This window comes from Pseudomonas cavernicola (genome assembly GCF_003596405.1).
Classification (GTDB): Bacteria; Pseudomonadota; Gammaproteobacteria; order Pseudomonadales; family Pseudomonadaceae; genus Aquipseudomonas; species Aquipseudomonas cavernicola.
In genome coordinates this window covers 2,526,688-2,553,049 of sequence record NZ_QYUR01000002.1, presented here as the reverse complement: position 1 = coordinate 2,553,049, position 26,362 = coordinate 2,526,688, and the positions used below count along the sequence as shown (strand labels likewise).

25 protein-coding genes and 2 pseudogenes are annotated in these 26,362 nt (G+C 60.3%); 17 read left to right on the top strand and 10 right to left on the bottom strand.

The window, feature by feature from the left end; translation table 11 throughout:
* Window positions 1-15 precede the first annotated feature (15 nt).
* The 5 genes from D3879_RS12130 to D3879_RS12115 all read left to right on the top strand — a co-directional run bounded on the left by D3879_RS12130 (window position 16) and on the right by D3879_RS12115 (window position 4,218).
* The gene (locus D3879_RS12130) at window positions 16-1,224 is read left to right on the top strand and encodes an MFS transporter (protein ID WP_119954483.1); all 1,209 of its coding nucleotides are present in this window, start codon (window positions 16-18) and stop codon (window positions 1,222-1,224) included.
* Entirely contained in the window at window positions 1,221-1,343 is a 123-nt protein-coding gene (locus tag D3879_RS27485; protein WP_274381370.1) for a hypothetical protein, read from the top strand. Before D3879_RS12130 ends, D3879_RS27485 begins: the two co-directional genes overlap by 4 nt.
* 396 nt (window positions 1,344-1,739) lie before the next feature.
* Window positions 1,740-2,291: a glutathione peroxidase gene (locus tag D3879_RS12125; RefSeq protein ID WP_119954482.1), complete on the top strand. Its 552-nt coding sequence runs from the start codon at window positions 1,740-1,742 to the stop codon at window positions 2,289-2,291.
* A gap of 115 nt (window positions 2,292-2,406) precedes the next feature.
* Entirely contained in the window at window positions 2,407-3,426 is a 1,020-nt protein-coding gene (locus D3879_RS12120) for a DUF2167 domain-containing protein (protein ID WP_119954481.1), read from the top strand.
* A gap of 504 nt (window positions 3,427-3,930) precedes the next feature.
* The gene (locus tag D3879_RS12115) at window positions 3,931-4,218 is read left to right on the top strand and encodes a GYD domain-containing protein (RefSeq protein WP_119954480.1); all 288 of its coding nucleotides are present in this window, start codon (window positions 3,931-3,933) and stop codon (window positions 4,216-4,218) included.
* Window positions 4,219-4,763: 545 nt separating this feature from the next.
* On the opposite strand, the gene D3879_RS27025 is transcribed toward D3879_RS12115, so the two are convergent.
* Window positions 4,764-4,925, bottom strand: a complete 162-nt coding sequence (locus tag D3879_RS27025) for an oxidoreductase C-terminal domain-containing protein (RefSeq protein WP_274381376.1) — start codon at window positions 4,923-4,925, stop codon at window positions 4,764-4,766.
* 57 nt (window positions 4,926-4,982) lie between these two features.
* Between D3879_RS27025 and D3879_RS27020 the strand changes: the two are divergent.
* Window positions 4,983-5,198 (top strand): annotated as a pseudogene (locus D3879_RS27020) (histidine kinase dimerization/phospho-acceptor domain-containing protein); the annotation flags it as partial.
* 9 nt (window positions 5,199-5,207) lie between these two features.
* Here the strand turns inward: D3879_RS27020 and D3879_RS12100 are convergent.
* The 6 genes and pseudogenes from D3879_RS12100 to D3879_RS12075 all read right to left on the bottom strand — a co-directional run bounded on the left by D3879_RS12100 (window position 5,208) and on the right by D3879_RS12075 (window position 11,723).
* Window positions 5,208-6,137, bottom strand: coding sequence for a malate dehydrogenase (locus D3879_RS12100; RefSeq protein WP_119954954.1), 930 nt, complete (start codon window positions 6,135-6,137; stop codon window positions 5,208-5,210).
* A 70-nt stretch (window positions 6,138-6,207) separates the two neighbouring features.
* A pseudogene (locus tag D3879_RS27615) lies at window positions 6,208-6,553 on the bottom strand (thermonuclease family protein).
* Between the two features lie 791 nt (window positions 6,554-7,344).
* Complete coding sequence (locus tag D3879_RS12090; protein WP_119954479.1) at window positions 7,345-8,610, bottom strand: OmpP1/FadL family transporter; 1,266 nt, start codon at window positions 8,608-8,610, stop codon at window positions 7,345-7,347.
* 210 nt (window positions 8,611-8,820) lie between these two features.
* On the bottom strand, window positions 8,821-9,300 hold the full coding sequence (locus D3879_RS12085; RefSeq protein ID WP_119954478.1) for a hypothetical protein: 480 nt from the start codon (window positions 9,298-9,300) through the stop codon (window positions 8,821-8,823).
* Between the two features lie 272 nt (window positions 9,301-9,572).
* Window positions 9,573-10,427, bottom strand: coding sequence for a sulfurtransferase (locus D3879_RS12080; RefSeq protein ID WP_119954477.1), 855 nt, complete (start codon window positions 10,425-10,427; stop codon window positions 9,573-9,575).
* Window positions 10,428-10,661: 234 nt separating this feature from the next.
* Window positions 10,662-11,723: an SMP-30/gluconolactonase/LRE family protein gene (locus tag D3879_RS12075; protein WP_119954476.1), complete on the bottom strand. Its 1,062-nt coding sequence runs from the start codon at window positions 11,721-11,723 to the stop codon at window positions 10,662-10,664.
* Window positions 11,724-11,857: 134 nt separating this feature from the next.
* Between D3879_RS12075 and rnd the strand changes: the two genes are divergently transcribed.
* The 9 genes from rnd to D3879_RS12030 all read left to right on the top strand — a co-directional run bounded on the left by rnd (window position 11,858) and on the right by D3879_RS12030 (window position 20,876).
* Window positions 11,858-12,997 (top strand): ribonuclease D, encoded by a 1,140-nt coding sequence (gene rnd, locus D3879_RS12070; RefSeq protein WP_119954475.1) that lies wholly within the window; start codon window positions 11,858-11,860, stop codon window positions 12,995-12,997.
* A complete protein-coding gene (locus tag D3879_RS12065; RefSeq protein ID WP_119954474.1) occupies window positions 12,994-13,287 on the top strand; it encodes a YcgL domain-containing protein in 294 nt (97 codons plus the stop codon). The genes rnd and D3879_RS12065 overlap by 4 nt, the downstream gene beginning before the upstream one ends.
* Window positions 13,288-13,516: 229 nt before the next feature.
* The gene (locus tag D3879_RS12060) at window positions 13,517-14,449 is read left to right on the top strand and encodes a D-2-hydroxyacid dehydrogenase (protein WP_119954473.1); all 933 of its coding nucleotides are present in this window, start codon (window positions 13,517-13,519) and stop codon (window positions 14,447-14,449) included.
* A 252-nt stretch (window positions 14,450-14,701) separates the two neighbouring features.
* Window positions 14,702-15,151, top strand: coding sequence for a YcgN family cysteine cluster protein (locus D3879_RS12055; RefSeq protein ID WP_119954472.1), 450 nt, complete (start codon window positions 14,702-14,704; stop codon window positions 15,149-15,151).
* A 76-nt stretch (window positions 15,152-15,227) separates the two neighbouring features.
* The gene (locus tag D3879_RS12050; RefSeq protein WP_119954471.1) at window positions 15,228-16,451 is read left to right on the top strand and encodes a hypothetical protein; all 1,224 of its coding nucleotides are present in this window, start codon (window positions 15,228-15,230) and stop codon (window positions 16,449-16,451) included.
* Between the two features lie 215 nt (window positions 16,452-16,666).
* Window positions 16,667-17,554, top strand: coding sequence for a LysR substrate-binding domain-containing protein (locus D3879_RS12045; protein ID WP_119954470.1), 888 nt, complete (start codon window positions 16,667-16,669; stop codon window positions 17,552-17,554).
* 100 nt (window positions 17,555-17,654) lie between these two features.
* Window positions 17,655-18,782 carry an agmatine deiminase gene (gene aguA / locus D3879_RS12040; protein ID WP_119954469.1) on the top strand — a complete coding sequence of 376 codons (1,128 nt, stop codon included), beginning with the start codon at window positions 17,655-17,657 and terminating at the stop codon, window positions 18,780-18,782.
* A gap of 12 nt (window positions 18,783-18,794) precedes the next feature.
* The gene (locus D3879_RS12035) at window positions 18,795-19,889 is read left to right on the top strand and encodes an extracellular solute-binding protein (protein ID WP_119954468.1); all 1,095 of its coding nucleotides are present in this window, start codon (window positions 18,795-18,797) and stop codon (window positions 19,887-19,889) included.
* 357 nt (window positions 19,890-20,246) lie between these two features.
* Window positions 20,247-20,876: a LysE family translocator gene (locus tag D3879_RS12030; RefSeq protein WP_119954467.1), complete on the top strand. Its 630-nt coding sequence runs from the start codon at window positions 20,247-20,249 to the stop codon at window positions 20,874-20,876.
* A gap of 142 nt (window positions 20,877-21,018) precedes the next feature.
* Here D3879_RS12030 and D3879_RS12025 read toward each other — a convergent pair whose 3' ends face one another.
* From D3879_RS12025 to D3879_RS12015, 3 genes are all read right to left on the bottom strand, one after another.
* Entirely contained in the window at window positions 21,019-21,492 is a 474-nt protein-coding gene (locus tag D3879_RS12025; RefSeq protein ID WP_119954466.1) for an RNA methyltransferase, read from the bottom strand.
* Between the two features lie 122 nt (window positions 21,493-21,614).
* Window positions 21,615-21,986: a YajD family HNH nuclease gene (locus tag D3879_RS12020; protein ID WP_119954465.1), complete on the bottom strand. Its 372-nt coding sequence runs from the start codon at window positions 21,984-21,986 to the stop codon at window positions 21,615-21,617.
* Between the two features lie 327 nt (window positions 21,987-22,313).
* Window positions 22,314-22,994, bottom strand: a complete 681-nt coding sequence (locus tag D3879_RS12015) for a spermidine synthase (protein ID WP_119954464.1) — start codon at window positions 22,992-22,994, stop codon at window positions 22,314-22,316.
* A gap of 193 nt (window positions 22,995-23,187) precedes the next feature.
* Between D3879_RS12015 and D3879_RS26290 the strand changes: the two genes are divergently transcribed.
* A complete protein-coding gene (locus D3879_RS26290; RefSeq protein WP_147411131.1) occupies window positions 23,188-23,511 on the top strand; it encodes a hypothetical protein in 324 nt (107 codons plus the stop codon).
* Between the two features lie 297 nt (window positions 23,512-23,808).
* Window positions 23,809-26,325 (top strand): putative bifunctional diguanylate cyclase/phosphodiesterase, encoded by a 2,517-nt coding sequence (locus D3879_RS12010; protein ID WP_119954463.1) that lies wholly within the window; start codon window positions 23,809-23,811, stop codon window positions 26,323-26,325.
* Window positions 26,326-26,362 lie beyond the last annotated feature (37 nt).

Genomic DNA, 26,362 nt, shown 5'->3' with positions numbered 1-26,362 from the left:
TATTTGGAGAAGATGATGACGGCAACCTGGCGGGCAAGTGCATGGATTCTAGTCGGCGCGGCGCTGATTCTGGCGTTGTCGCTGGGCATCCGCCATGGCTTTGGCCTATTCCTCGCGCCGATGAGTGCGGAATTTGGCTGGGGGCGTGAGGTATTTGCCTTCGCCATCGCTTTGCAGAATCTGATCTGGGGCTTGTCGCAGCCCTTTACCGGGGCGTTGGCCGACCGTTTTGGCGCGTCGCGGGTAGTGCTGGTCGGTGGCGTTTTGTATGCCGCCGGGCTGGTGTTGATGGGGCTGGCTGACTCGCCCTGGTCGCTGTCGTTGAGTGCCGGTCTGCTGATCGGGATTGGCCTGTCCGGCACCTCCTTTTCGGTGCTGCTCGGGGTAGTTGGCCGCGCGGTGCCGGCCGAGAAACGCAGCATGGCCATGGGCATCGCCAGTGCCGCGGGCTCTTTCGGCCAATTCGCCATGCTGCCGGGCACGTTGGGTTTGCTCGGTTGGCTGGGCTGGTCGGCGGCTCTGCTAGCCCTTGGCGCATTGGTCGCGCTGATCGTGCCGCTGGTGGGTATGTTGCGTGATCGGCCGTTGCCGCTGTTGGGCCATGAGCAGACCTTGCGGGAGGCGTTGCAAGAGGCAGCCGGCCATTCCGGTTTCTGGCTGCTGGCACTGGGCTTTTTCGTCTGCGGTTTTCAGGTGGTGTTTATCGGGGTGCACCTGCCGGCTTACCTGGTCGATCAACATCTGCCGGCGCAGGCGGGGACCACGGTGCTGGCGCTGGTCGGGTTGTTCAATATATTTGGGACTTACATCGCTGGCTGGCTCGGCGGGCGGATGTCGAAACCGCGCCTGCTTACCGCGCTGTACCTGGCGCGGGCGCTGGTAATTGCCGGGTTTTTCCTGGCGCCATTGAACGTCTGGAGTGCCTACGCCTTTGGTATCGCGATGGGGTTGCTGTGGCTGTCCACCGTACCGCTGACCAATGGCACAGTGGCGACGCTGTTTGGCGTGCGTAACTTGTCGATGCTCGGCGGCATCGTCTTCCTCTTCCACCAGTTGGGCGCCTTCCTCGGCGGCTGGCTGGGCGGTTATCTGTATGACCGTACCGGCAGTTATGATCTGGTCTGGCAGATTGCCATTTTCCTCAGCGTGGTCGCGGCGGCGCTCAACTGGCCGGTGCGGGAGCAGCCGGTGGCGCGTTTGCAAGCGGAGGTGAGTACGGCATGAAACGTTCGATAGGCTGGTCGCTCGGGCTCGCTGGCGTGCTGATCGTGCTGACGTTGATTTGGTGGGGCTGGCAGCGTGGCGGGCTGGCGTTGCTGCAGTTGGGCATGGGTGCCTGTTAGAACCTGTTCAATATCTGCTGCGCTTGGTCATGCGGCGTTGAAAACAGGCTCGGCAGGCCGCTTGCGGCTAACGCGCTTTAGCGCGGCCCCGCAGGGGCGAGCGAAGCGAGTCATGCTCATTTACCACGCGTAAACTCCGCTTCCTTGCCTGTTGTTGTTACGCCTTGTGACCCACATGGATGTGGGGAATGCCGCTACCCGTAGGCGACCCCATGGATGGGGGAGGTAGGAAAAATGCCGGGAGCATTTTCGAGAACGGGTGCGGCCCTGACCTGCGCTCGCGACGATCTTGAACAGGTTCTTAGGCCGTGCCCAGCGAGTTACATGCGGCCGATTGCTGTGACGGGAGAGGGCGAGTAGCGTTGCTTACCAGTTCGCTCTTCCAGGATGTAAGTCATGACCTTGGGTAAGTTTGTCTTCTCACTGTTGCTCGCTGCTCTGGCCGGCCCGTTGTCGGCTGCCGAGTGTCCGCCATTGTTGCAGGGCGAGCTGCCAAAACTGCGGGCCAAGGAGAGCATCGACCTCTGTCAGCGCTTTGCCGGCAAACCCTTGCTGGTGGTCAATACCGCCAGCCATTGCGGTTTTGCTCCGCAGTTCAAGGGGCTGGAAGCCGTGTATAAGCGCTATCAGGGGCAGGGCCTGGAGGTACTCGGTGTGCCTTCGGACGACTTCAAGCAGGAAGCCGCCGACTCTACCGAGACCGCCAAAATCTGCTACGTCAATTACGGCGTCACCTTTGCCATGACCGAGCCACAGCAGGTCACCGGAGATCAGGCCATCCCGCTGTTCAAAGACCTGACCCAGCAGAGCGGTGCACCACGCTGGAACTTCTACAAATATGTAGTCGATCGCCAGGGTAAGGTGATTGCCAGCTTCTCCAGCTTGACCAAACCGGATGACGAAGATTTGCTTGCCGCAGTGGAGAAGGCCATCGCCTCACAGCCCTGATGCTGGCCGCGTAGGCCAACAGCGTGCCGAGCCTGATACTGTGCTCTGCCGGCTGACAGTTGCCGGTTTTGCTAAGCTTTTCTACTGCTTTATTCCCCCTACCATGGAGTTACCGATGTCGATCAAGGAGCTGATCCTGGCTGGCTTATTGGCTGCAGCCATTCCCTTTGCCCTCACCAGTCAAGCCGCAGAAGAACCTGCCGAACAGGCCGCTGACAGTGCCGCCGAACAAGACCCGCCCCTGACGGCCGAGCAGTTCGTCAAGAGCCTGCACCCACAGACGGGGAAAGTCGTCATCGGCGATAACCTGGCCACTCTGGATCTGCCGGAGCAATTTGTTTTCCTCGATAGTGCTGATGCCGAGCGGGTACTGACAGAGGCTTGGGGTAACCCGCCGAGTGAACCGTTGCCGTTGGGCATGATCTTGCCCGCCGGAATTTCCCCGCTAGAGGGCGAGTCGTGGGCTGTGACCATCGAGTACGAGGAAAACGGCTACGTCTCCGACGAGGACGCGGCGGACATCGACTATGACGAAATGCTCAAAGGCATGCAGGAAGACTCGATCGCCAACAACCAATGGCGCAGTGAACAGGGTTACGAGCCAGTTGCCCTGATCGGCTGGGCGGCCAAGCCGCATTACGACGCTGAAGGCAAAAAATTGTACTGGGCCAAGGAGCTGAAATTCGGCGAGGCTGAGCACAACACCCTCAACTACAACATTCGCGTGCTCGGCCGTAAGGGCGTGCTGGTGCTGAACTTTGTCGCCGACATGGGGCAACTGGCCGCTATCGAGCAGAACCTGCCGGGCGTTTTGGCCATGACCGAGTTCAACGATGGCAACCGCTACGCCGACTTCAATCCGGAGTTGGACAAGGTTGCCGCGTATGGCCTGGGTGCGCTGATCGCCGGCAAGGTAGCGGCCAAGGTAGGGTTGCTGGCGGGGGCGTTGCTGCTGCTGAAGAAGTTCTGGTTCATTGTGATTGCCGGTGGCATCTGGCTGATCAATCGGTTGCGTGGCAAGCAGGCCAAGTCACTGCCGGTTGCCGAACCGCTGGCCAGCCAGGAGCCGCCAGCGCCGCCAACGGCCCCGGCGAGCACCGTGCTGGACTTGAATAACGACGAGAAGCCCACGTAGCCCTGATGGCGCAATTGCATGGACTTGACCAAGTGCTTGCATGCCATCTGACCAGCTGTCTGCATCCGACTAGACCATCATGTCTGTGAGTCAAGTGACAGGCAGAGATCGGCCAGCAGCAGCCTGTCACCGAAACACAAAAATTTGCACTGGTCCTCTCGTCAAATGACGATTGTCATGGAGTGAAAAGTATCCAATCCGGATAGGTTTGTTTAGTGCGCATGCTGTGTGCTTGATCCGGATGCAATGCGTTCGGCGCCGCCGCAGTTCGCCACGATCATCGGATGGCCGTAGTGGTGCATCCGCATGCGGCGCCTCCGTCACTCAGCAACCAAGGCTCGGCGAGGTTGCCGGCTGAAGGGTTATTCGGTGCACTATTCCCGCAACGGTTACAATAAAAAGTGAGGTGGGGAGGCATCGCTCTTTGCCAGCAGATTCGCCCCTCCCGTGCGCTCGTCCCGACGACGCACGTTCCCACGTCCCTCAGCCGAATGGAGGTGTTCCATGGCTACGTACGTGATTCTCAGCCGTTTTTCCCCAGACGCATTCCGCGATCCAAACGACTTCAAACAACTGGCCGCCACCGTGGCGGAAAAGATCAGGAGCGAATGCCCCGAGGTCACTTGGAAGGAAAGCTACGCCACGCTCGGGCGGTTCGATGTGGTCGATATCGTGGAGGCGAGTGACGTCAAGCAGGTCGAGAAAGCGGCCATGCTCATCCGCGCTTATGGGCATTCGACGACCGAAACCCTGCAAGGCACACCATGGAAGGAGTTTCTGGGTACGTTGTAGTAGGTAGTGATCCGTCTTCCACAACACGGTAGGGGCTCTTGAGGGAGGGGTGCATGTCGTGCCCCGCTTGGAGCGCAAGAAGTGCGCCGGAGCACCAACCCGTGATCGCCTTCCACGGCAGCGGTGGGCCGGATCCGTATCCCGTATCCTGAGGCGACGCTGGGTGAAACCCGGCGTCCGACCTTTGCAGCCTGCGTATTCCGATAAAAATCGCCGGTGATTCCTGTGTCAAACCCACCAGCCTTTCCAATCGAAATCTGCCACTTGTTACGATCCAGCTCGTCGCCAACTGTCTCAGATCGGCCAAAAGCGGCCATCGAATGTCCACTTATTCAGGGGCGATTCACACACCGTGGCGATCATCGTCATACCACGCTGCAACATGAAGGATTATGTTGGTCGAGCCGCGCCGCACAGGGTCAGCACCACAGAGAACACTCGACGAGCATCGAACACCCGTAATGTGCGCTGAAGTTAAAGCAGAAACTCAGGCGCCCCCTTAGCTCGAGGGCGCCATATTTGCGCGCACTGGATGCGCTTGGAGGTTAGAGAAGACTACGAAGCGGTGTTGAACTATTGCAAAGCGCTGCCTCATCGAGTGACTTACCCGTCGCAGCCAGTCGCTTGAATGCTGCGATATCACGTCCCTGATTCACCGTCGCGACTGCCTGTATCGGGCCAACGCCTCCTGCCAGGAGCAACGGCACCTCTGCGTGTTGCCGCTGGCGACCCTGCTGGAAAATATCGGCGGGGTCTATGCACCGCTGCTGGCTCCGCTGCCGAGTGAGCTGGAACCGATCAGCGCGTCGCTCAATCGTCTGCTGCTGCAAGTCAACCAGTTGCTCGACCAGGAGAAGCGCTTTATCGCCGATGCCGCTCATGAGTTGCGCACCCCGCTGGCGGTGCTGCGCATCCATGCGCAGAACGCCCTGGACGCCGCCGAACCGAGTGACCGCGAGGAAGCGCAAAACCCCCTCATATACCCCCGCTCACAAAGCATTCATTTCAGCAATATCACGCACCACCTGATCTGCAGAGCGGTCGAACATCGCCTGCTCCTGCGCATCCAGAGACAACTCGATCACCCGCGCAACCCCCCCCTCTGCCAGCACACAGGGGACACCCATGGCAATACCTGTTCGCCCGTACTCGCCCTCGAGAATCGCGACCGCCGGCAAAATGCGGTTTCGCCCATTGGCGATAGCATCCACCATCTGTGCAATTGCCACGCCCGGCGCATCGCAGGCGCTCCCCAGCTTCTTCAAACCCAGAATCTCGCCGCCACCCTGACGTGTGCGCTCCACAATCCGCTCTATCTGCTGACTGGACAGGAAGTGAGACAGCGGCACCGAACCGACCGCACAGTATCGCATCAGCGGCACCATGCTATCGCCATGCCCTCCCAGCACCAGCGCCGTGATATCCCGAGCAGAAAACCCTGTCTCCTCGGCAATGAAACACTTCATGCGCGCTGTATCCAGCACCCCCGCCTGCCCGAACACCCTGTCGCGTCCCAGCCCACTGAGACACCAAGCCCGATAGGTCAGCACGTCGACCGGGTTCGACACCACCAACACCGTCGCCGCCGGAGCATGACGATTAATATCCAGCATGATGCTATCGAGAATTGGCAGATTGATACTCAATACATCCTGACGCGACTGACCAGGCTTGCGGGGCACACCCGCCGTAATCACCACCAGGTCAGAATCCTGCAGCAATTCGGCATTGGACCCGCCGTAAACCCAGGTATCAGAACCTGACTCAACTGCCGCCTGCCAGACGTCCAGCGCCTTGCCCTGTGCCAACTCACCCTGCACATCAATCAACATCAACTCACGACAGAACTCTTCCCGGGCGATGATCTGAGCCGCCGCCTCACCCACCATACCGGCACCCACAATTGATAGCTTGTTCACCTCACACCTCCCCGCGGCGCGCGCCACCAGCAACACGCCCACCTATACAGAGAAGTATTACCCGCTAATGCTAAAAGGCCACCCGAAGGTGGCCTGTAGTTGTTTTACCTGCTTTTCGCCATTCCCATGGCGGCATTACTTCAGCCTCTGATAACCCCCATAGGCCGAGCCGTGCGGCCTTAGCGGACTGCTCCAGGTCTATCAGGGATTGATCGCTGTTGTATTGGCGATACACCCAAGCGGCACCCCGGGCAACCATTTCTCGGTTGGCATGTACGCCGTCAACATAGGCATGCCCGATAGTGCGCCCGTACCTGTCTTTGCTTCCGCCTCTTTCCAAACAGCAGCTCGCTGAGCTCTTGTTTGGCCTTTTGGCCGTAAGGCTGCTTGCTTTCGGGGGTGTCGATATTGGCCATGCGTACTTTGATCTGGGATCGTGACGCATCAAGGCATGTGAAGGTGTCGCCATCGCTGATGGCGACCACCTTGCAGCTAATCTCAGACGAGAATGCCAAAGGGCTTAGCGTAATCGTTAACAGGGCAATCCAGCGGCCTAACCACATTTTTCGTGTATTCCTAGTCCTTGGATGCTTGCAATCCGAATTCTGCAAGCTAGCACGCATTAAGCCAAACGCCATCACACACTGGCAAGCATATGCTTTGCCCGCAGCGATTAATGTCATAGGTACTAATGTGTCTGCAAAAGGCTGATGTCATCGGTTTAGGCGAGGTGCGGTCTCCCCACGATCCTGACCCGCGCCGACGGCAGTCTATGCTGGATAGCTGTATCTGCTCCACTGTTCGTTATAGCTATTCTCTGCCTGTGCTTGAGCGACTTCGTTTGACTCCCGATGCCTTTGATACTGGCGGTTTCTGTCTTCGCCCTCTGCTCATTTTCGTCTTCGTTCAGGACGGCGCCCTAGGCTTCGATAGCCTCCGCGAAACCTTAGCCCATGGTCTTCTTCTGCCCGGATTCTGCCGGTTCCCACCGGCAACTTTGGGTCGTTTTGAGACGGTCAGGTGCCCCGCGGAAGTGATTATCCCGTTTGCAAATGCGTGGTCAGATCGAAAGAAAATAACTGGTCAGTGGCAATGCAAACAGGTCATGTGAGGTGCAGTTACGCCCCTAATCGGTGACTGACAAAGAAGCCCCGCTATTCAGGTTTATGGCCGCCGCGTGAGTGCAGCGCAATCCGTGTTTAAGCGCTTAGAAACGGTAGGTCGCTTGCGTGCCGAAGCCGTGCGCGGAGTTTTTGTAGGTGGAACTGTAGGTGCCCTTACCTGGGGCGTTCAGGTCGATATCCGCGTCATCTTCTTTCAGATAGGAGTAAGCCAGGTCGACGGTGATGTCATCGTTGGGGCTCCAGGCTGCGCCGAGGCTGAGGATCTTGCGGTCGTCAGTCGGGATGCGCGGCGAGCGGAATTGGTTGTTGGTTGGCGCCTGGTCGTAGGCCAGGCCGGCGCGCAGGAGCCATTGCTGGTTCAGCTTGTAGGCCGCGCCGACCGCATAGGACCAGGTGTCATGCCACTTTTGTTCTTCGGTGATGGTGCCGAACGCAGGTGCCAATGGGCCTCTGATGCCTTCGCTGTTGACGGTGATTTCTTCCAGGCGGCTCCAACGCGTCCAGGTACTGCCGGCGTAGATCGTCCAGCTGTCATTGAGGTCATGGGTCACGGAGAGATCAACCGACTCCGGGGTTTTCAGATCCAGGGTGGCGTCGTACTTGCCAGCGGCGCTTGCGAGGGCAGGGCCGCTGCCGGAAATCTTGGTATCGCCTTCGAGGGTGTAGTCGACCATCGAGTGGTAGGTCATACCCAGGCGGGTGTGCGGGGTCATCTCGTACAGCACGCCAGCGTTGAAGCCTACGGCAACGTCGTCACCTGCGATCTTCACTTCGCCGTCAGCGCCGCCGGGCACCGGGTTGCGCACTGCCGAAGTCAGCTCGCCGTCGATACGGTTGATGGTCGGGCCAAAACCAACCGAGAGCTGATCATTGATTTGGTAGCTGAGGGTCGGCTGCAGGGTCATGACGCGCACTTCACTGCGGTCGCCGTAATAACGGCCCTGGAAGCCGCTTTCATAGTCAGTCACCAGGCCGAAGGGGGCGTATACGCCCAGGCCGAAGGTCCACTGGTCGTCCAGCGGTTTGACGTAGTAGCCCATGGGCACGCCGATGAACGGCACCATGTCGCCGTCGTTGCTGCCGGCGAAACGTCCGCTGGCATCGTCGATATCGGTCTTCGCGTCCAGCAGGGCCAGGCCGCCGCTGACTTGTTCGCGCTTCAGGCGGGACATGCCGGCTGGGTTGCCGAAGACGGTGGTGGCGTCGTCGGCGGAAGAGGAGCGCCCGGCAAAGGCCGTGCCCATATTGCTGATGCTTTGTTCGTTGAGGGCAAAGCCGCCGGCCAGGCTGTAGCTGGAAACGGCGCCGATGGCCAGGGCGAGGGTGGTCTTGAACCAGGCTTGTTTCATCGGAAAATTCCTGTGGGGTATCGCGGGGCGCGAAAATTAGCAGGATTTCCAGGCTCTGGCCAGTCGCTAAAAGCCGCGATCTAGAGCGGTTTTGTCGGACAATTGAAGTTAAAATGATGGCATTTGCTGCGATACTGCACGACGCCGCCTACGCGCTTGCGGCACGTTCAGGCTCATCGCCAGCGGTTGCTGAGGAGCTAAAGCGGTGGCTTAAGCGACCCGGCTGAAGTTGCCAATGTAGTGCTGCCAAGCCGTCATAAAGTCGCGTAAGCGGCCTTGCGGCTGGAACACTTGGCGCCATACCCGGGCCAAGCCGAGCAGGTCGTCTTCGGCAGGCAACGGCGTTTTTTCGGCTTCCACTAGCAGCCAGGCGATGGCGGTGGCGTAGCGCAGATTCACCGTCAGCTCGAGGTGCGGCGCAGCCAGGAAAGCATGTTGGCTGGCCAGGCCACGCACTTGGCTGGCCAGCTCTGGATCAAGGGCCAGATGGCGATCCCAGAGCAGTTGATGACGCAGTTCGGCGATGCGGTAGAGACCGTGACCACGGCGGTCGTCAAGGGCTGAGCCGAGTGCCGACTGGCTGGCGGCGGCACCGAGCAAAAGGGCTTCGGCGCTAGCTGAGTGACGCCCCAAGTAGAGGAGGGTAGGGCGGATAACGTGCTGACGTAACTCGCTGGCGGCAATGCCCATATAAGCCTCGCGAAAGGTTACCGGCAGGGCCAGGGCGCATGGCAGCTTCTACTCATTGTTCTAGAAAGGCCCCACCGGGAGCGGGGTTAGCCGCTCATGTTGAAGTCTAGTGCGATCTTTCAGCTGTAAAGAGCTGTTTTTAAATCATTTCCAGCTTTTGGTTATTGTCGATATTACGCTTGGTGCTTAGCAGGCGGTTCTCACGGCAAAAGTGGCAGATGGCCTGCTAGAGCCTCCAGGCGAGCACCAGGGCGACCTATCGGCACTACGCCTCACTCGCCTTTGGCGACAGGGCGCTGTGGGTCGGTAATCCATTCGCTCCAGGAGCCGGCATACAGCGGTGCCAGCGCATAGCCGGCCAGACTCAGGGCAAACAGGTTATGACAGGCTGTCACGCCGGAGCCGCAATAGGCCACCAGGCCGGCCGGCGAGCGCTGACCTAATTGGTTGGCGAAGCGCTGACGCAACTGTTCGGCCGGCAGGAAACGACCATCAGCACCGAGGTTGTCGGTAAACACCGCACATTGCGCGCCGGGGATATGTCCGGCAACTGGATCGATCGGCTCCACTTCGCCGCGAAAGCGCGGCAGGGCGCGCGCATCCAGCAGGGTCAGCTGTGGATCGCCAAAACGCTGCTGCAACTGCTCGGCGCTTACTAGCAGCCTGGCGTCAGGCTGGCCGTGAAAATTGCCCCGGTTGGCGGCAGTCGGCTCGGCAGTCAACGCCAGGCCCGCTTCGCGCCAGGCCTTCAAGCCGCCATCCAGCAGGAACACGCCGTCGCGCTTGCCCAGCCAGGCCAGCAGCCACCAAGCGCGTGCGGCAAAGGCGCCAGGGCCGTCGTCATACAGAACCACCTCGCTGGCAGTGTCCAGGCCCCAACTGCGCAAGCTCTCAATCAGCACCGCCGGATCTGGCAGTGGATGGCGGCCGGTGAGGCCTTTGACGATCGGCCCGGAGAGGTCACGCTCCAGATCGGCGAATTGAGCGCCGGCGATATGCCCTTCGGCGTAACTGCGTTGACCATAGGCAGCGTCATCGAGAGCGAATCGGCAGTCGAGAATCAACACGTTGGGTCGGCCCAGACGGGTGGCCAGTTGCTGGGGGCTGAGCAGTTGCGCGAGGGGCATGACGGGCTCCTGAGTCGTATCGAGGTCAGTGCGCATCATAAGCGCAGGCAAAGTGGGAAGTGACAATTGGGGGAATATCGTAGGTTGGCGCTGAGCCGAAGGCGATGCCCAACAACCGGCTGCAAGGTCGGGCTTCCATGCGCGAGACCGAGCACAGGGAGTCGCGGGGCGACTCCTTGTTGGGCATCGCTGCGCTCAGCGCCAACCTACGGGCGGTGGGGGCAGTCGGCAGGTTCAGTCGATTTTCAGCTTGCCGATCCGGTCGTTGTCCAGGCTGCCGAAGTACAGGTAGCCCCCCACCGGCTTGGCCGAGGTGATCATGCGCAGGTGCGCGCCGCTGGTGTCGTGCAGGCTGCGGAGGATTTCGCCCTTCTCGTTGAGGGCGATGACCAAGCCATAGGGAACCACCTGCGGCCACATGCTGCGCGGCAGTTTGCTGATCTGCGCTTTCAGCCACGGATGTTGGTGCAGGAAATCGGCGTCGGCTTTGCGCGCGGAAGGTAGGGCGACCCAAAAAGTGCCGGCGCGATCGCCTTGCAGGTTGTCCGGCAGGCCCGGCAGATTGTCGATGAAGATATCGTGAGTACCGGCTTTTTCTCCGCTCAGCCAGTAGCGGGTGATGCGGTAGCGGTAGGTTTCGTTGACCAGCACGAAGTCTTCCTTGGCCGACAGGGCGACACCGTTGGCGAAGTACAGGTCTTTGAGCAGCACTTCGGTCTTGCCGGTCGCAGGGTCGTAGCGCAGCAGGCGACCATGGGGGCGGGCTTCGAGCAGGTCGAGCAGGTAATCCGGTTGCTCGAACTTGCTCGAGGCATCGGAGAAGTAGAACCGTCCGTCGCTGGCGATATCTACATCATCGGTGAAACGGAATGCCTGCCCCTCGGCTTGCGTGCTGAGCACTTTGATCTGCCCTTGCGGGTCGATGCTGAGCAAACCTTTATAGGCGTCGGCGACGATCAGGTTGCCGTTGGCATCGAAGTCCATGCCCAGCGGGCGGCCTTGGCTGTCGGCAAAGGTTTCCAGGCTGCCATCGGCCTTGATCCGCACGATATTGCCGTCATGCAGGCCGGCGTAAAGTCGGCCCTGGGCATCGACGGCGGTATCTTCCGGGCCATGGACCTGCCCCTGGGCAAGCAGCTCGGCTTTCATCAGGGTGTCGTTAGGTTCCAGCACACCGATCATGGCCGGTGCTTTCGGCGCGTCCCAGGCCAGCGGATCGATCAGGCTGGGGGTGACGACGAGGTAGATGGCTGCGGCGGCGAGCAGCAGGGCAATCGAGCCCAGAAGCTTTTTCATGACATATCCTTGTTCTGATTCTTGTCGGACAAGCGCCGGCAGCATAGGAGGCCGTATGGCACACGGCAAGCCGTGAATGCCCGGCAAGCGGCGGGGTCGATATATACTGCGCGCCATTATTTAAGGAGAGTCATGTGGCCATCGATATTCATTGGATTCGTGACGACGTCAGCTTGGCGCAGCATTGTGCCGAATGGCAGCGTCTGCCTTACGTGGCCCTCGATACCGAATTCATGCGGGTTGACACCTTCTACCCGATCGCCGGCTTGCTGCAGATCTGCGACGGTGCACGGGTTTATCTGCTTGACCCCTTGCTGATTCAGGATTGGACGGCTTTTACCGCACTGTTGGAAGACCCGGCGGTGATCAAGGTGCTGCATGCCTGCAGCGAGGATCTGGAAGTGTTTTTGCGGCTCACCGGCAGCTTGCCGGTGCCGCTGTTCGATACCCAGCTGGCCGCCGCCTACCTCAACCTCGGCTTCTCCATGGGCTATTCGCGCCTGGTGCAGGCCGTGCTGGGGATTGACCTGCCTAAAGGTGAGACCCGCTCTGACTGGCTGCAGCGCCCGCTCTCGCAGACGCAAATCAGCTACGCCGCCGAAGATGCCTTGCACTTGGCGGAGGTCTTTGAGGCCTTGCGGCCCAAACTGTCGGCCGAGAAAACCGCCTGGCTGCTGGAGGACGGTGCCGAGTTGGTCGTCAACCTGCGCCGCGAGATCGATCCAGATGAGGTCTACCGCGAGGCGAAACTGGCCTGGAAACTTTCGCCGGCCCAGCTCGCGGTGCTACGTGAGCTGTGCGCCTGGCGTGAGCGAGAGGCGCGGGCGAGGAATCAGCCGCGCAATCGGATCATTCGGGAAAACTCGCTGTGGCCGCTGGCCCGCACGCAGCCGGACAATCTGGTCGCGCTGGCGCGTATCGACGACATGCACCCCAAGACCGTGCGTCAGGATGGCGAGTTCATTCTCACACTGATCAAGCAAGTGGCCGCCACGCCAGCAAGCGAGTGGCCACAGGCGCTGCCCGAGCCGCTGCCGATGGAAGCCGCGGCGCTCCTCAAGGAACTGCGCGCCATCGGCCAGCGCGAAGCCGAGCGGCTGGACATGGCGCCAGAGCTGATGCTGCGCAAGAAGACCCTCGAAGCGCTGCTGAAAAGCGGCTACCCCAACGGCCCTTACCAATTGCCCGAGTCCCTGCGCGGTTGGCGGCGTGAATTGATGGGCCAGGCACTGCTCGACAGCTTGGCTGCGCAACCCCAGGAAGAACAGGCATGAAACGTATTTGCTCGATTTATAAAAGCCCGCGCAAGAACGAGATGTACCTCTACGTGCTGAAAGCGGATGCGCTGAAGCGGGTGCCAGAGTCGCTACTCACGGCGTTTGGCGCGCCGCAGCACACCTTCGACCTGGTGCTCAACCCCGAGCGGCAACTGGCCCGCGAGGACATCCACAAGGTGTTGGCGAACCTCGACAGCCAGGGCTATCACCTGCAAATGCCGCCGGCCGAAGACGAGTACATCGAGCATCTGCCGGAAGAGCTACTGCGCCGCAACGATCCGATGTAAGTGGTAGGTCAGCACAAGCCGGAGGTTGATGCTTAGGTTGGCGCTTAGTGCAGTAATGCCCAACAAGGAGTCGCACCGCGGCTCCCAGTGCTCGGTCCCAAGCAAATTGAAGCCCGGCCTTGCAGGCCGGTTGTTGGGCTCAGCACCAACCTACGGTCATCACAAAGCCTACGGACAGTCTCTTGCCTGTCGCTGGCTGCTATCTCTGTTTTGGAAAGGTTTTCAAGTTATGCGCGTTCTGATTGCCGAGCACCACCACGCTACCTATGCCGACTTACTGCGTCGTGCGCAGCCGGAGCTGGAAGTGCGGGCCAGCGATGATCCTACCGAGTTGGCGCAACTGGCCGCCGACTGCCCACTCTGGCTGGGGCAGCCGGATTTGCTTGCGCCCCTGTTGCGCAAAGGCCTCCAGCCGCAGTGGCTGCAGTCGACTTGGGCTGGCATTACGCCGTTATTGGTGAAGGGCCTTCCGCACGATTATCGATTGACTCGTGCGGTCGGTATCTTCGGCCAGGTGATGGCCGAGTATGTGCTGACCTACATGCTCGCCCACGAGCGCGAATTGCTGGCGCGTTTGGCCAGCCAGGTCGAGCGGCATTGGGACAGCCGCTTGCCGCACAGCCTCGCCGGGCGCCGCGTGCTGATCGTCGGCACCGGCGATATTGGTTTGAGCGTGGCGCAGTTCCTCGCGCCTTTTGCCATCGAGTTGCTCGGTGTAGCCCGCGAGCCGCGGACTCTGGCGCCCTTTGTGGAAGTCGCCGGGTTGGCTGATCTCGGTCGGTTGGTGGCGCAGGCCGATTACGTGATCAACCTCTTGCCGGATACCCCGGCCACCCAGGACATCTACAACGCCGCACTGTTCGCCCAGTTCAAACCCAGCGCCCTGTTCATCAACGCCGGGCGCGGCGTCGCCGTGGTGGACGCCGACTTGGTCGCCGCGCTCCGCGAAGGCCATCTGGCGGGTGCGGTGATCGACGTTTGTCGCCAGGAGCCGCTGCCCGCCCGCCACCCATTCTGGACCGCGTTCGGCTTGCTGCTGACCGGCCACAGCTCGGCACCGACGCAGCCCAGCCTGATGGCGCAGCTGTTCCTCGACAACCTCAAGCGTTATCAGGCCGGCGAAGCCTTGCGCGGTCAGGTGGATTTCGCCCGCGGTTATTAAAGGCTGTGTACTCGTTAAGTGTTGAGCTGGGCTGCCGCTTTTTGTAGGAGCTAGCTCTGCTAGCGAAGCCTTTGCGTTGTCTGCATTCGCTAGCAGAGCTAGCTCCTACTGGGTCGGCGTTGCTCCCAGGCTTTTGTGCAACATCCGACTCAGACAGAGCCTTACTTAAAACCGTTCGGCGTCGCGGCCTTGGCCGGGTCGTGGTGCCGAGCTAGACTGCCGGCCTTTTCACCAGTCACTCCGTACCCTCTCATGGCCGCCAAAGTCGAACCCTTCTGGAAACGCAAAACCCTCGACCAGCTCGATCAGGACGAGTGGGAATCGCTGTGCGACGGCTGCGGCCTGTGCTGCCTGCAAAAGCTCGAAGACGAGGACGACGGCAGCGTCTATTACACGCGCATCGCCTGTAAGTTGCTCGACCTGAAAAGCTGTCGCTGCACCGATTACAGCAATCGACGCAAGTTCGTGCCGGACTGCATCCAGCTCACACCGGGGCAGGCCAATGAGTTCCAGTGGCTACCGCCGACCTGCGGTTACCGCCTGGTGGCCGAAGGCAAGGACCTGCATCATTGGCACCCGCTGGTCTGCGGCGACCCGGAGATGGTGCACAACGCCGGCATTTCCCAGGCCGGCAACATGCTCAGTGAAAACAGCGTGGCCGAGGATGACTGGGAGGACTACATGATTTTTCGCTCCGGTTGAGTCAGCGCTGAATCAATCGAAGCCGGCCGAGTCATAGGGAATGAACTGCGCTGCGTCATCCAAGGAACCCTCTGCAATGCCCATCCGCTTGAATCTGCTGCTGTCTATCGTCTTGCTGGCCTTGAGTACGCCGTTGTGGGCCGTGCAAAAGGTTGATCTGGATTACCACGTACGTTTCTTGCCACAGAGCGATCAGGCCGAAGTACGCCTGACCCTGGAACAGGGCGAGGCTGTCAGAAGCCTGAGCTTTGATCTCGGCAACAAGGGCTACTACAGCGACTTCAAGGCCGACGGCAACTGGCAGCAGCAGGGCGCCGAGCGCGGCATCTGGCAGCCGGCAGCCGGCAAGGCCAGCCTGAGCTATCGCGTGCGTATCAGCCATCCGCGCAAATCCGGCAGCTTCGATGCGCGGATGACCGAGGACTGGGCGTTGCTGCGTGGCGATGACCTGGTGCCCAGCGCGCAACTGAATCAGAAAAACGCTATCGCGCTGGTCTCGCGCCTCCAATTCGAACTGCCCAAAGGCTGGAAAAGCGTTGAAACCGGCTGGCCGCGGATCGGCAAAAATCGCTTTCGGATCGACAACCCCTCACGCCTGTTCGACCGCCCGACCGGTTGGATACTCGCCGGTAAAATCGGCACCCGTCGCAGCAAACTCGGTGAAACCGAGGTCACCATCGCTGCGCCCATCGGTGCCGGTATGCGGCGGATGGACATCCTCACTCTGCTGACCTTTGTCTGGCCCGAAGTGCGGGCGGTATTCCCGCGTGACCCGGCCAAACTGCTGGTAGTTGGCGCTGGCAATCCGATGTGGCGTGGCGGCTTGTCGGCGTCCAACTCCTTATTCATGCACGCCGACCGGCCGCTGGTCAGCGAGAACGGCACCAGTTCCCTGGTACATGAGCTGGTGCATGTGTTCAGCCGCATCCGCGACACCGACAAGAGCGACTGGATCAGCGAAGGTTTGGCTGAGTATTACGCCATCGAACTGGTCCGTCGTGCCGGTGGCATGAGTGAAGAGCGCTATCAGGCGGTGCGTGCCAACTTGAGCAAATGGAGTAGCCAGGTCAGCAGCCTGCGCGGCGAGAACGTGAGCGGCGCAACGACTGCCAGGGCGGTGTTGTTGTTGCAAGAGTTGGATCGGGAAATCCGCCAGCGCACCGAGAATCAGCGCTCGCTGGATGACGTCAGCCGCGGTCTGATGCGCATGGATCTGGTCAGCACCAAGGACTTTATCGAGGTCAGCGAGGAGCTGATGGGCGAGCCGTCCAAGGTGCTGGATAGCTCGCTACTGCGTTAACAGAAGCCTGTTAAGCCTGGACGTCATAGCCGCGCTGGGCGAGGATTCGGCGCACGCGTCCCGGAGAGCCTGTTCACGATCTCGCGAGCTAAGGTCAGGCAAGGCGAAATAGGGCGAAAAAGCGCAGTTTACGAACGGTAAATGAGCATTTTGAGCCCGATTTCAACGCCGCATGGCCGACGCGCAGCAGATCATGAACAGGTTCTGAGGTTCCTATGCGCCGCCTACCATCGCTCACCGCCCTGCGCACGTTCGAGTGTGCCGCCCGCCACGCGCATTTCGGTCGCGCTGCCGCCGAACTCTGCGTGACCGATAGTGCCGTCAGCCATCAGATTCGCCAATTGGAGGAGCAACTCGGCGCCAGTTTGTTCGTCCGCGAAGGCCGTCAGGTCAGCCCGACGCCGGCGGCGCAGCGTTTGTTGCAGAGCGTGCAGCAAGCCTTCGAGCTGATTGGCGAAGCCTGCGACGAGTTGCGCGACCCCGGCTCGCAAGCGCAACTGCGCGTCGCGGTCACCGCCGAACTGGCGCAAAAATGGCTGGTCAGCCGCTTGGCCGACTTCAGCGCACGCTTCCCGCATATCACCCTGCACCTGCACGAGCAGGCGCTGGAAGGCCGCTTGCCGGGTAACGATATCGATCTGGCAATCACCTATGGCACCGGCCCGGAGGATGCCAGTGGCTACTTCGTGCGGCCGCTGCCGACCCTGCTGTTCTTTCCCGTGTGCAGCCCCAGCCTGTTCAACCAGGGCAGCCTGAAACAGCCGCGCGACCTGGCCCGGCATTGCCTGCTGCATGACGATCAGGACGGTAAGACCTGGATGGCCTGGCTGACCACCCACGCCGGTGATATCCAGGCCAGTCGCCAGCTGTACTTCCCCCATGCCGGCCTGGCTTTGGAGGCTGCCGCGCAAGGGCAGGGCGTAGCCATGGGCGACAACTTGACGGCCGCCGAAGACCTGGCCAGCGGTCGCCTGGTCAGGCCTTTCGCGGCCAGCGTGACCTCGCTCGGGCAGTACGCGTTGGTCTGTGAGCGCATCCGTCTGGAGAAACCCGCGGTACTGCAGTTCTTGGATTGGCTGAGTGATCAGCTGGCAAACTCCTGAATTAAATTCAAGGATTCCGCGAAAATCGTCATTGGAAGCCCGCCCTGAGCGGCGCGTACTGTCTGGACATCTCTCCACAACAATAAAACCGAGGTGTTCGATGGCACGTTCCCTGACTTCCACTCCCAAGGCCGATGGCTTCCGTCTACCCGGCGAGTTCGAGCGCAAGGCTGGCTGCTGGCTGGGCTGGCCGGAACGTCCGGACGTCTGGCGCAATGGCGGCAAGCCGGCGCAGCAGGTCTGGGTGCAGATCGCCAGCGCGATTGCCGAGAGCGAGCCGGTGACCATCTGCGCCTCCAGCAGCCAATACGCCAACGCCCGCCGCCTGTTGCCGGCGCACATCCGTGTGGTGGAAATGACCTGCAACGACACCTGGTTCCGCGACAGCGGGCCGTGCTTCGTGGTCAACGACGCGACGGGCGAAGTGCGTGGCGTGGACTTCGAGTTCAACGCTTATGGCGGCCTCGACGGCGGCCTCTACTATCCCTGGGACAAGGACGACCAGATCGCGCAGAAGATCCTCGAAATCGAGCGCTTCGACCGCTATCGCGCGCCATTGATTGCCGAGCTTGGTGGCATCCAGAGTGATGGCCAGGGCAGCATCCTCACCACCGAGCAATGCCTGCTCAACCGCAATCGCAATGCCGAGTTGGGCAAAGCCGAAGTGACCAGGCGGCTGACCGATTACCTCGGCGCCGAGCAGGTGATCTGGCTGCCGCGCGGGTGCAAGTTCGATGAAACCGACGGCCACGTCGATGATCTGGCCTGCTTCGTCCGCCCCGGTGAGGTGGTGTTGCAGTGGACCGACGAACGCGACGACCCACAGTGGGAAATCTATCAAGAGGCCTACGACATCCTGCGCAGCACCCGTGACGCCCGTGGTCGTGAATTGATCGTGCATAAGCTGCCGCAACCGCGGGCGCTGGAGTGGACGGCGCAAGAGGCGGCCGGGCTGGATCAGAACGATGGCACGCACCTGCGCCAGGCGGGCACCAAGATCTGCGCCTCCTATATCAACTACTACGCTGGCAACTCGGTGATCGTGCTGCCGCTGTTCGGCGATGCCAACGATCGTGTGGCGCAGGCGACCCTGGCCGAGTTGTTCCCCCAGCACCGGATTATCGGCATCGACAACTCGCGCGAAATCCTTCTCGGCGGCGGCAACGTCGCCTGCATCACCATGCCGCAATACGCGGCCGCCACCCACGCCTCCGCCACCCACGACTAGAGGAGCACGGCGATGAACCTTCGTACTCTGCTCACCAGCGCCTGCCTCGGCCTTGTCGCGGCAGGCGCGCAGGCGGCAACCGACCAGCCTCAGGTCAATCTGTACATCTGGAATGAATACCTGGCGCCGGACACTCTGACTGCGTTCGAAGCCAAGACCGGCATCCACGTGGTGGCCGATCACTTCGACTCGCTGGAAACCGTCGAAACCAAGCTGCTCACCGGTCGCAGCGGCTATGACCTGGTGCTGACCGCTGGCCAGCATCTGACCCGGGCCATCACCAGCGGCGCCCTGCAGCCATTGGATAAGTCGCAGCTGCCGCATTTCCAAGGGCTCGATCCGGAGTTCGCCAAGCACATGGCGAGCTTCGATCCGGACAACCGCTACGCCGGGCTGTACGTCTGGGGCACTACCGGCATCGGTTATCAGCAGCAGGCGATCGAGGCGCGGATGGTCGACGCGCCGGTGGACAGCTGGTCGATGTTGTTCGACCCGCACGTGGTGGCGCGCTTCGCCGACTGCGGGGTGAGCTACCTCAACGATCCCAATGAGGTGTTCGCCGCCGCCATGCGCTACCTGGGCCTGGACATCAACCGGCAGAACCTGGATGACCTGAAGGCCGCCGAGGCGCATCTGGCGAAAATCCGCCCGTATATCCGTTATTTCGATAACGACCGCAACATCAACGACCTGGCCAACGGCAACACCTGCCTGGCGATGTCCTGGAACGGCAACGTCGCGATCGCCGCCGCTCAGGCCGAGCAGGCCGGCAAGCCGTTCAGCCTGAAATACCAGATACCCAAGGAAGGCACGTTGCTCTGGTTCGATGCCATGGTCATCCCCAAGGATGCTCCGCACCCCGAGGCCGCCCTGGCACTGATGGATCACCTGATGACTCCGGAAATCATCGGCGCGATCACCAACACTATTTACTACGCCAACGCCGTGCCGGCGGCAGCCGCGACGGTCGATGCGGCGATCCTCAATGACCCTGGCACCTACCCGCCGCAAGCGGTGCGCGCAACGCTCTATACCAAGAACGACAATGCGCGCGAGTTCAACCGCGCGCTGACTCGGGCGTTTAGCCGGTTGAAGTCGGGGCTATAGAGACGGGTTAGAAGGGTAATGCCGCTCAGAGAAGTGTGCGGGTGCTCTGTAAATCTATCAGGAGAGCGCAGACGGTAGGTTGGTGCTGAGCCAAAGGCGATGCCCAACAACCGGCCTGCAAGGCCGGGCTTTCAGGTTCGAGACCGTGAAGAGGGAGTCGCAGGGCGACTCCTTGTTGGGCATCACTGCGTTCAGCACTAACCTACTTTTGATGGTTCCCACGCACCCGCGTGGGAACCCCGCCACGGACGCTCTGCGTTCGCTGTTCGATCCTGTCGAGCCATATCGGACGGTTTGCACTTCCCGCCCAAACACGCGCCCTCTATGCTCAGCACAATCCTGTGCAGGAGCTAGCCCATGCTTGGCCTCGAACATCTCGGTCTGTTTCTCGCCGCTACTCTGGCGCTCAACCTCACGCCGGGGCCGGATATGCTCTATATCGCCTCGCGCTCCAGCGCCCAGGGTACTTCGGCGGGGCTGGTTTCCAGCCTGGGGATCGGCGCCGGCTGCTTGCTCCATGCGGTGGCTGCCGCTTTTGGTTTGTCGGCCTTGCTGATGATGTCGGCGCTAGCCTTCAGCCTGGTCAAGTGGGCCGGGGTGCTGTACCTGATCTGGCTCGGTATCCAGCTGATTCGTGCAGGCGCGCGCGAGCAGAGCAGTCAGGCGCTGGCGCCAGCCAGTTTGCGGCAGATCTTTCTACAGGGCGCCCTGGTCAATATCTTCAACCCCAAGGTGGCGCTGTTCTTTCTGGCCTTTCTACCGCAGTTCGCCCACGCTGGCTCGCCGCATTTTGTCTGGGAAGTGCTGGCGCTGGGGCTGTTGTTCAACCTCTGCGGCACCCTGGTCAACGCTGGGGTGGCCGTGCTCTGTGGGCATTTCGGCAACCGCTTGGGCAGCCGGCCGAGCTGGCGCCGCTGGCAGCAGACCGGCGCGGGGGCGGTGATCATGGCGATGGGCGTGGGGCTGGCCTTTACCGAGCGCCGTTGAGATGGGAGGGGCTCAGGCGGGTAACGTCAGCTGCAAGCGCCGCTCTAAGCCAATCCGGCCCTGATACGGCGTTGCTGTTATGACTCGTCGCGCCTGATTCCAGGCATCCGAACTTGAGTTAACCAACTAGCCGTACAGGCCACTAGCGCGAAAACTGGGGGCCGGATTTGGTGTTGTTGCCTTTCGCCAGGCGGTCGTAGAGCACTACGTTGACCGTCGCCGCCAGGTTCATGCAGCCGCTGGTGGGGATATAGATCACATCGTCACACCAGGCCAGGACGTCTTTACCCAGCGAGCCGTCTTCCGGGCCGAAGATGTAAATGGCGCGGTCCGGGTGGGTGTAGTCCGGCAATGGCCGAGCACCTTCGACCATCTCGACCGCGACCGGCGTGCAGCCGAGCGGGATGATTTTCTGCAGATCATCGATACCGATCAGCGGAATATCCTGATGAATCTTCTTGGTGTCGGTGATGAAGTCTTGCGCGCGGGCATAACGCTTACCGGTGTAGAACACCGAGTTGACGTTGTAGCAGCCCGCTGCGCGCATTACTGAGCCGACGTTTTCCGGGGATTTGGGGTTGAATAACCCGATGCAGCTGTACCGTCTGTTCGCCACGTGTACGTGCTCTTGAAGAAAGCCGCGATTATACGGGCTTGGCTGCAACCAGTGGCGGGCAGGTGATGATCGCGTTTGCAGGCGTGGACGGTTGAGGTGTCGGGGCCTGCAAACAGCGCCGGCTACTCTTTGCTTTTCAGCAAAGCAGCCAGATCGGCGAAGGCCTTGTGGGTCGACTTCGGCCCTTGCGGGCTGGCCGTCGAGCCCTCGGCAAAATATTGCTGGTCGGTATAGCGCGAGTGCTCATTGTCGTGGCAGTAAAGGCACAGCAGCTCCCAGTTCGAGCCATCCTGCGGGTTGTTATCGTGATTGTGGTCGCGGTGATGGACGGTCAGCTCACTCACGCGCTTGCCGCTGAATTCGCGCGCGCAACGACCGCAGACCCACGGATACATTTTCAGGGCCTTTTCCCGGTAGCCTTCTTCACGGCTGCGTTGGGCCTCAGCGAGGATGCGGTCGGTCTTTTGGGTCGCCGCAGATTTTTCCGTGCTCATGCTGTCACCTGTTAAATCGTCTAATCACTTTGTTAAAGCTTAGCGCTTTCTCTCTTTGCGCTGTAGCCACTCGCCAGTAATCGAGCCCGTAGGGTGGATTAGCCGCGCAGCGGCGTAATCCACCGTTCCGCTACGACCCGTCATACGGCCATGTGGGCTTGCCAGCGTGTAGGCTGGGTTAGCGGCACAAGCAAATGCGCAACAACCCACGCGAATGCAACCGCCGCGTAACCCAGCATTGCGATGGCATTGGCGCCGGTGTATCGCTGGGTTATGGCGCGTCAGGGATTGCCGCACAGCTACAACCAGGGGCGCGCCTAACCCAGCCTACGTTTTTTCCGCAATCCAGATGGTATGCCGGGTGCCTTTATTGCCGTGGGCATACACCTGCACCTCTTCGACCTTGAAGCCGGCCTTACGCACCTTTTCCGAGAACTTGCGATCGGCACTGGCCGACCATACCGCGAGTATGCCTGCTGGTCGCAGCGCTGTATGGCAGGCATTCAACCCTTCCATCGAGTACAGCCAGGTATTGCCCTTTTGGGTCAGCCCCTCGGGGCCGTTATCCACGTCCAGCATGATCGCATCGAAGCCTTGCGGCTCGGCTTGCAGCACCTTGGCTACATCGATGGCCCGCACCTCGGCGCGTTTATCCAGAATCGGCTGGCCGGCCTTGGCGCCGAGCGGCCCGCGATTCCACTCGATCACCCCCGGCACCAGTTCGGCCACCAGCACCGTGGCGTTGTCACCCAGGTGCTTGAGGGCCGAGGCCAGGGTAAAGCCCATACCCAGCCCGCCGATCAGCACGCGCGGCTGTGGGCGATGGGCGACTTTCTTGCAGGGGATCTCTGCCAGTGCATCTTCCGAGCCGTGCATGCGGGTGTTCATCAACTGACCACCGTCGCCGCCCTGGATCTTGATCACGAAATCCTCGCCGTATTCGAACAGGCACAGCGCACCGCCGTTATTGGGGATATCTACGGTGTCGAGCAGTACAAAGCGCTTCATAGCGGTCTCGGGATTGACGGTTGGGGTGCGGGGCTGAGCGAAGTGATGCGGGCAAAGCGCTGCGGGTGCATAGTCTAACGTGACAAGCAGGCGCCTGATCAGGCTGTGATGCAGGGCACCGTCAGCGCCTGGCACTCATGCTCTTTGGCCACTGCCAAATGCTCGCGCCCTCGGTGCGTTACGGAGGCCCGTCATGCGAACCCAGATTCTCGCGGCGCTTACCCTCGCCGCGTTGTGCTCTGCCGGGGCTTACGCGCAGGAGTACTTGCTGCGCCCCCCAGGTACTCCGCCCCCCGGCTCACCGGGTACGGCGACGCCCACCCCCTATCAGCAAGTGACGCCGCACAGCGCGCCAGAAGTGGCGCCGAACCTTCCGCGACTGTTGAACAACAACACTAGCCGCCTGCCGCGAGCCGACTCGGTTAATCCGCGGGGTCAGGCTATTCCGTTGCTGGAGCAGCAGTTGCAGCGCAATAGTAAGAGTTTGCCGCCTGAACGAACCCCCCAAAGGGACTGACTGTACTCCCCCCGCTCCGGTAGACATTTCCCGGCCTCATTATGAGGCCGGGAAATGTCTACCGGAGCGGGGGGCGATTCAGACTAAAGTCCGGTATGGCGGCCCAACTAGGCTACGCTGAGGCTTAGTCTGGCAGGGCAATAGCATCCAGGCTCTCACGCCGAAGGATTCAAGCGCAGATGACTGCGCCTTACCGGCAGTTGACTCAGGGCCAACGTTACCAAATTGAGGATTAATTAGTTTCCGAAAACCACTTTTATTGGCCCATTTAGAGAGATTGTATTTGGAGACCGTGAAATGGATTTTTTCAAAAATGAAAGCGCCGCAAAGCAAAACATGCTCGCCAGCCCAAATAATTCGAGCTCGAAAAAATGGCACCGGATGTATTTTTTCCTTGCGGGTTTCGACGTGCTGGTTGTTGTGCTGGGCGTGCTCTTGAATCACCAGATCGTTGGCACTTATCACCGTTCCATCAAGGCAAACCAATCGTGGGTCCAACAGCTGTCGAGCTATTCAACGCTGGGCAGCTTGGCTTCCGAAGTCAATGCGCCGGGCAACAATGTGTTCGATACACATGAGGTCGAATCCGAATCACGGAGCATGAGTGAAGCGCTGCGCGCCTTCAACGAGCATTTGGCAATGGCCAAAGAACAGCTACAAACTCGGATCGCCAATCAAGTTGAGCGCAGTGCAGACATCCAAACCTTCACTCTTGCATTGAAGGAAGAGGTGGATGCAGTCGACGTTGCGATGGCTGAAATGGTGAACGAGGCCTTGCTGATATTTTCCTACTTCAGGGAGGGGCAGTCGGACAATGCCGGCAAGCGCATGGCAACCATGGATAGGAAGTATGCCGAGTTGCTCGCCTCACTCGCTACGGTGCGGGAGCGCGTCGGCCTAATTCAAGGCAAGCTGCTAGAGGAAGAGCTGGAATCGGTCGAGGTACTGCGCCGGGTCGAGTATGCAATTATGGCGTTCGTGCTGCTAATGGTCAGTGCGGCCGTTACTTACGGTCGCAAGATCAGGCGCGAAATGGAGTCGCATGCAGCCGAAAGGGAGGGCTACCTTGTAGAGCTGCGCGAAAGCGAGAAGCAGTTCCGCCAGCAAGCATCGTTGCTGGACAAGGCCCAGGATGCCATTGTCGTTCACGGGATGGATCAGCGCATTTTGTACTGGAACAAGAGTGCTGAGCGTCTCTACGGTTTGTCAAAGGAAGAGGCACTCGGCAAATCGGCACAGGAGTTACTCTACCCAGGCCATAGCGCTTTCAATGTGGCCACCGATAGCTTGATAGAAACTGGCGATTGGGCTGGTGAGGTCACGCTTCGCCGCCAGGATGGCTGCACCATCACACTTGAAAGCCACCGGACCCTAGTGCGGGACGAGCGTGGCCAACCGCAGTCGGTTCTGTCGATTAACACCGACATCACCCACCGCAAGGCAGCTGAGCAAGAGGTCAAGCGTTTGGCCTTCTACGATCAGTTGACCGGGCTGGCCAACAGGCGACTTATGTTGGACCGATTACAGCACGCGCTGGCGGGCAGCGCCCGCAGTCTACATACGAGTGCGGTAGTACTTATTGATCTAGATAACTTCAAGGCGCTGAACGACACGCTGGGGCATGACAGAGGCGACATGTTGCTGCGGCAAGTTGCTCTGCGTCTCTCCGGCTGCATACGCGAGAGCGACACCGTGGCCCGCCTGGGCGGAGATGAGTTCGTGGTCTTGCTGGAAAGTCTTAATGAGAACCCTCCAGAAGCAGCTGTCCAGGCCAAGGCTATCGGCGAGAAAATTCTCACTTCGCTCAACATTTCCTACCAACTGGATGGTTATGAGCATCACAGCACCCCCAGCGTCGGCATTGCCCTGTTCCAGGGTCAGCTAAACACTGTGGACGATATTATGAAACGCGCTGACCTGGCGATGTATCGCGCCAAGGCGGCGGGCCGTAATACCATGCGCTTCTTCGATCCGGAAATGCAGGCAGTTGCCACGGCACGCGTCAGACTGGAAGCAGACTTACGCCAAGGCTTCCAGAGAAAGGAATTCCTGCTGCATTTCCAGCCGCAGTTGAATAATGAGGGCACTATCATAGGCGCGGAGGCGCTTGTGCGCTGGCAGCATCCTGAACGCGGAACCGTATCGCCAGTTGAGTTCATTCCAGTGGCGGAGGAAACAGGGCTAATTCTGCCGTTAGGCCGCTGGGTGCTGGAAACTGCTTGCGCTCAGTTGGTAGCTTGGGCAAAGCATCCGGAAACCGCCCGGCTGAGCATGGCAGTGAATGTCAGCGCCCGTCAGTTTCACCATCCGGACTTCGTTGAGGAAGTGCTCTCAGTACTGAAATACACCGGTGCCGATCCGGAGAAATTGAAACTGGAGCTGACCGAAGGTTTGCTGATAGAGGATGTAGAAAATACCATCGCCAAGATGGTCGAATTGAAAGAGAACGGCATAGGTCTCTCCTTAGACGATTTCGGAACCGGCTACTCGTCGCTGTCCTACCTGAAGAGCCTTCCGTTAGATGAACTTAAAATCGACCAGTCCTTCGTCAGGGATGTGCTGATTGACCCTAACGATGCTGCCATCGCCTGCGCGATTGTAAGCTTGAGCCAGAGTTTGGGTCTTGCGGTGATTGCCGAAGGTGTGGAGACAGAGGCTCAGCGCACCTTTCTGGTCAATCATGGCTGCTATGTCCATCAAGGCTATCTGTTTTCCCGACCACTGCCAGCCGACCAATTTAAGGCATTTGTTCACGCAAGATTAATGTCGAGCGCTGATTGCCCAATTAAAGGCAATTGTGGTCATTACCAATAAGCGCAGCGCATTGCGCCGAATGCAGGTTACGGTCTTG